This window comes from Staphylococcus sp. EG-SA-2, assembly GCF_017152085.1.
Genome location: NZ_JACYHC010000973.1, coordinates 1 through 859, shown reverse-complemented (window position 1 = coordinate 859; position 859 = coordinate 1). Strand labels below are relative to the sequence as shown.

Below are 859 nucleotides of genomic sequence, written 5' to 3'. Positions count from 1 at the left end.
ATCATAATAAATAATATATTCTCCCATCATCTTTCTTGTCTTAACCGCGTTTGAATTCACATGATTTAAAAATAAATCATGTACATCTTTCTTAGTCGCCATTGTAATCGCTCCTTCAGTTTTATGTTTAATCACATTCGTATTAATGATTCATTTCGTGTTGCTCTTAATTTTATCTATAATTATATGCGTAGTTAAAATCAAACCTATGGAAAAGAAAATAATGATAACAATGTTAAGAAATATCGTTATAAAATTATAGTTTGGAAGGTATGCGAATAGCAGAAACATAGGTATCGCAAAAAATAAATCCCACCAACCTAAACTTTTTAAAGATTCCTTTAAATCTTCCATAATATCACCTTTATAAATTTGTCTTTGTTATAAGATAACTAAAAAATCGCTTTACTGTAAAAGTAGCCAAAGAAAATTCTGAATCATATTCATAAGTAGTGTATCATTAATAATGAACAATTTAATACTATAATCCTTGATCTTTGTATTGATCAACTTACCACAACATTTATTTTAGACTACTCTTAGACTTCCCTTTCAAATGGTTGCAACTATTGAAATTCCTTTTGTATAAGTTAGGCTTTTGTGGTAATATCATCATGCATAAAAAATCGAGATACTAATTATAAAGAGGGTATAAATATATTATGAAAGAAAATTTTTGGAGTGAATTACCACGTCCATTTTTTATTTTGGCGCCAATGGAAGACGTTACAGATATCGTCTTTCGACACGTTGTAAGTGAAGCAGCTAGACCGGATGTGTTTTTCACTGAATTTACAAATACTGAAAGCTTTTGCCACCCTGAAGGCATACATAGTGTGCGCGGACGCTTAACTTTTAG

1 protein-coding gene and 2 pseudogenes are annotated in these 859 nt (G+C 29.8%); 1 reads left to right on the top strand and 2 read right to left on the bottom strand.

Annotated elements, in window-relative coordinates; translation table 11 throughout:
- Both IDG60_RS16825 and IDG60_RS16820 read right to left on the bottom strand, forming a co-directional pair.
- Positions 1-102: pseudogene (locus IDG60_RS16825) on the bottom strand (TfoX/Sxy family protein); the annotation flags it as partial.
- A gap of 48 nt (positions 103-150) precedes the next feature.
- Entirely contained in the window at positions 151-354 is a 204-nt protein-coding gene (locus IDG60_RS16820) for a DUF6007 family protein (protein ID WP_000389759.1), read from the bottom strand.
- A 308-nt stretch (positions 355-662) separates the two neighbouring features.
- On the opposite strand from IDG60_RS16820, the pseudogene IDG60_RS16815 reads away from it, so the two are divergent.
- Positions 663-859, top strand: a pseudogene (locus IDG60_RS16815) (tRNA dihydrouridine synthase); the annotation flags it as partial.